3 protein-coding genes are annotated in these 5,250 nt (G+C 66.8%); 2 read left to right on the forward strand and 1 reads right to left on the reverse strand.

Annotation, left to right across the window (positions count from 1 at the left end):
• Window positions 1-102: 102 nt before the first annotated feature.
• The gene (locus tag BBIA_RS12940; RefSeq protein WP_033494884.1) at window positions 103-1,701 is read right to left on the reverse strand and encodes an aminopeptidase P family protein; all 1,599 of its coding nucleotides are present in this window, start codon (window positions 1,699-1,701) and stop codon (window positions 103-105) included.
• A gap of 199 nt (window positions 1,702-1,900) precedes the next feature.
• On the opposite strand from BBIA_RS12940, the gene BBIA_RS12945 reads away from it, so the two are divergent.
• Together BBIA_RS12945 and BBIA_RS12950 are read left to right on the forward strand one after the other, a co-directional pair.
• Window positions 1,901-3,511 (forward strand): bifunctional folylpolyglutamate synthase/dihydrofolate synthase, encoded by a 1,611-nt coding sequence (locus tag BBIA_RS12945; protein ID WP_033494882.1) that lies wholly within the window; start codon window positions 1,901-1,903, stop codon window positions 3,509-3,511.
• A 114-nt stretch (window positions 3,512-3,625) separates the two neighbouring features.
• Window positions 3,626-5,250 (forward strand): chromosome segregation SMC family protein (locus BBIA_RS12950; RefSeq protein WP_035138546.1); only part of this gene is annotated, 1,625 nt, incomplete at its 3' end.

Raw genomic sequence — 5,250 nt, forward strand, 5'->3', positions numbered from 1 at the left:
CTGAGGGGTAGTCAAAAGGATGGGCGTCATGGCGCTTGACTACCCCTCACGTCTCACTGCGTTCGACAGCTCCCCTGACAAGGGGAGCCGAGGAGGGGGCGGTCAGACCAGCGCGGCCGCGGCGCGGTCGGCCATCCAGGCTTCGACCTCGTCGATCTGCTTCGGAATGCCGGCGGAGAGCCATTCGGGGCCGTGCTCGGTCATGAGCACGTCGTCCTCGATGCGGATGCCGATGCCGCGCATTTCCGGCGGCAGCAGCAGGTCGTTCTTCGCGAAGTACAGACCCGGCTCGATGGTGAAGATCATGCCCGGCGTGATCTTCGCGCCCTGATACGACTCGTAGCGGGCCTGCGCGCAGTCGTGCACGTCGAGGCCGAGGTGGTGCGCCACGCCGCAGGCGAGCCAACGGCGGTGCTGCTGGCCTTCGGGGGAGAGCGACTCCTCCACGCCGACCGGCAGGATGCCCCACTCGTGCAGACGCTCCGCGATCACGCGCATGCACGCATGATGGATGTCGGAGTAGGTCGCGCCCGGCTTGGCCGCCTCGAAACCGGCCTGCTGGGAGTCCAGCACCGCCTGATACAGACGCTTCTGCAGATCGGTGAACTTGCCGCCGACCGGGAACGTACGCGTGATGTCAGCCGTGTACAGGCTGTTGACCTCCACGCCGGCGTCGATGAGCAGCATGTCGCCCTGACGCACCACGCCGGTGTTGCGCATCCAGTGCAGGATCGGCGCGTGCTCGCCCGACGCGATGATCGTGTCGTAGCCCAGGCCGTTGCCCTCCTCGCGCGCGTTCGAATTGAACGCGCCTTCCAGCATGCGCTCAGAACGCGGCTGGTCGACGACCTTCGGCAGCGTCGTCAGAATGCGGTCGAAACCGTCCTTCGTCGCGGCGATCGCCTTGCGCATCTCGCCGATCTCATAGGAGTCCTTGATCATGCGGGCTTCGGCGGAGAATTCGTGCAGCTTGTCGTCGGCGGCGGAATTCGCGTCCGGATCGGCGAAGCCGTTCGCCTCGCGCACCGACTCGACCATTGCCGTGACCTGCGGGTCGGCGTCGGCGATCACGCGCACGCGCACCGCGCCCGCCTCCGAACCGACATCCTTGCCGAGCGCGTCCGCGAGCTGCGCGATGTCGTGCGTTTCCAGACCGGTCATTGCGGCCAGTTCCTTGAGGCCGGCGCGCGGGCCGACCCAGTACTCGCCGTAATGCGGGTCGCGGTAGTAGTCCTCGGTCGAATTGTCGGCGCGCGGCGCCACGAACAGTTCGGCCACATGGGTCTTGCCGGCCTTGGCCTCCTCGGAATCCGGGTCGACCGGGTTGAGCACAAGCACGGCACCCGCCTCGTAGTCCTCGCCAAGACCCGTGTAGTAGGCGAACGACGTGTCCGGACGGAACATGTAATCGCAGTCGTTGTTGCGTACCTTCGGCTGGCCCGCCGGGATCACCAGGCGCTCGCCCGGGAACGCCCTGCCGAGCGCCTCGAGACGCGCCGGCGTGAACTTCGAGGACTCGAGCGGTTCGACGGCCGGCTCCTGGTTGTCCCAACCGGTCGTCATGAACTCCTTGAACGAGCCGCTGTTCGGACGCAGCGAACGGTTGTTCACGCGGTCGCTCATCGGCTGGTTCGGACCGGGGGCAGACTTGCTCTCCTCGGCCTCGTACTCCTTGTCCTTTTCGGTGATGACTTCGCTCATCGGCACTCCTTTGATGCAAAGGATCGATTGTTACCGCTCCCATCCTAGTTCGTCCTCGGCGCACTCAGGACCACGGCCGCGCCGTACGGCCGCAAGGCCGCTAGAATGGAGTGGTTTGAGCCGGGACGAGGCCGCTACAGGCCGATCCGAACCGATACGACCGAACCGATACGACAAGCAGAACGAGGGTAAGGCAAGCATGTCATTCGAGCATCCGAACCGCAACAACGAGACCATGCGCGAGGTGGAGCGCGACATTATGAACCGTCCGCCGGAGCACAACGTCACCAACATGGACCTCGACCGCATGAACCTGATCCTCGACCTGTTCGGCCACCCCGAGGAGTCGTTCCGCGTCATCCACGTCACCGGCACCAACGGCAAGGGCTCCACCGCGCGCATGGCCGAGGCGATCTGCCGCGCGTACGGCATGCGCACGGGCCTGTACACGTCGCCGCACCTCGAACGCATCAACGAGCGCATCGCCATCGACGGCCAGGAACTCTCCGACGACGACTTCATCGACACGTGGGATCAGGTCAAGGACCTCGTCGCGCTCGTGGACGCAAAGATGGTCGAGCAGGGCAAGCCGAAGATGAGCTTCTTCGAGGTGCTCACCGCCATGGCCATCTGGAAGTTCGCCGACGCGCCGGTCGACGTGGCGATCATCGAAGTCGGCATGGGCGGCCTGCAGGACGCCACCAATGTGCTGAACGCTGACGCGGCCATCATCGGCCCGGTCGACATGGATCATATGCAGTGGCTCGGTGACACCGTCGAAAAGATCGCCGAACAGAAGGCCGGCATCATCAAGCCCGGCTGCACGGCGATCATCGGTGCCCAGCCGCACGAGGACGAGGTGATGCCGATCCTCGAAGAGGCAGCGCGCCGCAACAACGCCACGCTCGTGCGCGATGGCTACGAGATGGAGGTCGTCTCGCGCGCCCCCGCAGTCGGCGGCCAGGTCGCCACGCTCATCACTCCGCGCGGCCGCTACGAGGAAGTGCCGATCGCTAAATTCGGCGAACATCAGGCGCACAACGCGCTCGCCGCGCTCGCTGCCGCCGAGGTCGTCCTGCCCGTCTCCGGCGTGCTCGATGGCGATCTGGTCGGCGAGGCGCTGAGTGGCGTCAAGGTACCGGGTCGCATCGAACAGGTGCGTACGTCGCCGACCATCATCGTCGACGGCGGCCACAACGTGAACGCGGCCGAGGCGCTGCGCGCGGCCATTGAGGAAAGCTACGACTTCCAACAGCTTGTCGGCGTGATCGCCATGATGGGCGACAAGCAGGTCGAGGAGTACCTCGGCGTGCTCGAACCGATTCTCGACAAGGTGGTCGTGACCGAAAACTCGTGGCGCGAGCGCGTCATGCCCGCCGAGGAACTGGAGAAGGTCGCCGTGCGCGTGTTCGGCCGCGACCGCGTCGAACGCGAGGATTCGCTGCCCGACGCGATCCAGAAGGCCGTCGACATGGTCGACGCGGAGGACGAGACCGGCGTCGGCTACGGCCACGGCGTGCTCATCTGCGGCAGCTTCGTCACCGCCGGCGACGCGCGCGTGCTGCTCAAGGAACGCATGAATCCCGATCTGGCCAAGCCGAAGCACGAGCGCGTCGAACCGAACCTCGGCGGCGACGACGCGCATGCCGCGACCGGCACGATCGACCAGGACGCCGCCGACCGTGATTTCGAAACGGACGCGAACCCGGACTTCGACAACGATGACTTCGGTGATTTCGGTTTGAACAAGATCGCGCGCGAGGCCGCGGAGGACGACGATTCGCGCGACGACGATCAGGACGCCGAATAGCGGCATTCGTCGCGTGCGCGTGCGCCGCATGCCGGCGTCGGCACGGCCGCGACGAACCGTGACGGATCACCATAGACCGATAGACCACAGACAGGCAGCAACCAGCACAAGCATATGTATCTCAAGGAACTGACCCTGCGCGGCTTCAAATCGTTCGCTTCGGCGACCACGCTGCGCTTCGAGCCGGGCATCACCGCCGTGGTGGGACCGAACGGCTCCGGAAAATCGAACATCGTCGACGCACTCGCCTGGGTGATGGGCGAGCAGGGCGCGCGCAACCTGCGCGGCACGTCCATGGAGGACGTGATCTTCGCCGGCACGTCGTCGCGCCCCGCGCTCGGCCGCGCGCAAGTGTCGCTCACCATCGACAACACCGACCACGCGCTCGACATCGACTATACGGAAGTCACGATCTCGCGCACCATCTTCCGCAACGGCGGCTCGGAATACGCGATCAACGGCAGCCCATGCCGCCTGCTCGACATCCAGGAGCTGCTGAGCGACACCGGTCTCGGCCAGCAGATGCACGTCATCGTCGGCCAGGGCCGTCTCGACCAGATCCTCAGAGCCGACCCGAGCGGCCACCGCGCGTTCATCGAGGAGGCCGCCGGCATCCTCAAGCACCGCAAACGCAAGGAGCGCGCGCTGCGCAAGCTCGCCAACACGGAAACCAACCTGTCCCGGCTCGACGATCTGCTTGCGGAAATCCACCGCCAACTCGGCCCGCTCGGCCGTCAGGCGCGCGTCTCCCGCCGAGCCGACGCGATCCAGATCACGTTGCGCGACGCGCGCTCGCGACTGTACGCGGACGACGCGAAACGCGCGATGGAACAGCGCGACGCCGCCCGAAGCGAGCTCGCGGCCGTACGCGGCGAACTCAACGGCCTGCGCCGCGACCTCGCCCATGCCAAGGTACGCATCGAACAGGTCGAAACAGTCAGCGCGCAGGCGTCCCCGGCCATCGCGCAGGCGAGCCGACAATGGCAGGAACTGTCCGCAGTGCGCGAACGGCTGCGTTCGCTTGCCTCGCTCGCGGCTGAACGCGAACGTTCGCTGCTGGCCCAGATCACCAACGACTTCGGCGACGATCCCGATCTGCTCGAACATCGCGCGCGGGAAATGGATGACCAGACCGCGCAGCAGCGCGAGCTCGAACGCAACGCCCGAACCTCGCTCGACCAGGCCACGGAACGCCGCGCCGACGACGAACGCCGCCTCGCCTCGCTCCGGCAGACAATCGGCGAACTGCGACGCACCACGCAGCAGCGCGACGCGAACATCGCCCGGCTGCGCGAAATGATCGCACGTGAGGAATCCGCCGTGCAGCTCGCGACCACGCGCGCCCGAGACTTCGGCGAACAGCGGGCCGCCCTGGACCGCCAACTCGCGGAAGCGATCGCGCAGCGCGATGCGTTGGAACGCGCCGCGGACGCCGACGCGGCCGACGACGGCACCGCCGCGCTCGACGAAGCCCGCCGGCGCCTCGCCGTCGCGCAGGACGCGCTCAACGCCGTGCAGGAACGCCAGCGCGACGTCAACGGGCGCATCATCTCGCTCAAAGCCAAGGCCGAAGCGTTGAGCGACACGCTCGACAACCGCAACGCGTCCGGCGCGCTCGAACGCGACGCCGACGTGGACGCCATGGGTCGCCTCACCGACTTCATCCGCGTGGCCGACGGCTGGGAGGACGCCGTGGCCCGCGCGCTCGACGTATTCGCCGGCGCGATCGTCGTGCCGTC

Origin of the sequence: Bifidobacterium biavatii DSM 23969 (genome assembly GCF_000741165.1) — a bacterium.
Lineage (GTDB): Bacteria > Actinomycetota > Actinomycetes > Actinomycetales > Bifidobacteriaceae > Bifidobacterium > Bifidobacterium biavatii.